General features: G+C 66.2%; 2 tRNA genes and 1 rRNA gene. All 3 read right to left on the minus strand.

Features of this window, described 5'->3' with window-relative positions:
* A 23S ribosomal RNA gene (locus IEX89_RS24095) occupies positions 1–83 on the minus strand; the annotation flags it as partial.
* A 371-nt stretch (positions 84–454) separates the two neighbouring features.
* Positions 455–530 (minus strand) — tRNA-Ala (locus IEX89_RS24100).
* Positions 531–751: 221 nt separating this feature from the next.
* Positions 752–828 (minus strand) — tRNA-Ile (locus IEX89_RS24105).
* Positions 829–985: the final 157 nt, after the last annotated feature.

The following is a 985-nucleotide window of genomic DNA, read 5'->3' on the forward strand; positions in this document are numbered from 1 at the left end:
CCCGAGGCTTATCGCAGCGTACCACGTCCTTCATCGCCTCTCAGCGCCAAGGCATCCACCGAATGCCCTTGAGACACTTGATCGCTCCCATGATCCATGCACGCCCCTCCCAAGACGGAAGACGACGCCACACGAATCGAGAACGTGAACCCTCCCGCGCTCGGCAGCACGAGAGAGCCTCCCTGCCCATGCAGGCCCGATAAAGCCCGCACGGTCAGATATAAGACCAGAGACGACCGATCCGGACCGAGGCTTCCGCCCCGACCCTCACGGTCGTCACCTATGCCGAACGCGCCCGGCCGACCGATCCTTGCAGATCGATACGGGTGTCCCGGACGCGTCCATCCTCTTCACGATGTCAAACATCGCCGCCGAAGCCGAAGCCTCGAGGCGAACCTTGCTCTCGACATGGACACCCAAACCGCTCGACAACATCGGCGCCGAAGGCGCGAGATGGTGGAGCCAGACGGGATCGAACCGACGACCTCATGCTTGCAAAGCACGCGCTCTCCCAACTGAGCTATGGCCCCATCTTCGGCAAAGCCGAAGCTGTGTCCCTGTCCGGCTTTCGGCCGGTTCCGCGCATCAGCGCGGGCGCGCAGTCGCGCTTGCCGCCTTCGGCGGGCCCCTCGACCCGGCGCCGAAGCGCCGCGAGGCCGACCGGCCGCCGCGCCTCATGGCGCGGACGTTCGCGGCACCGCCGCGAACAAACCGAAGGACCAGCAGCGCGGGGCGCGAAGCGACCCGATGCTGGTGGGCCTGGGACGACTCGAACGTCCGACCTCACCCTTATCAGGGGTGCGCTCTAACCACCTGAGCTACAGGCCCGGAATGCGCGGATCGTCGCCCGGCGCCTGAGCGCCGGCCGATCCGGTGTCCATGAGAAGAAAGAGAAGCGCAGGCGGCCGTTTCCGTCCCGCAAACGCGGTCGTCACCGGCAAGCCGATGCGCCGCACATTATCCTAAGCCGTTCGTCAGGGAGGGG

Source organism: Salinarimonas ramus, from assembly GCF_014645695.1.
Lineage (GTDB): Bacteria > Pseudomonadota > Alphaproteobacteria > Rhizobiales > Beijerinckiaceae > Salinarimonas > Salinarimonas ramus.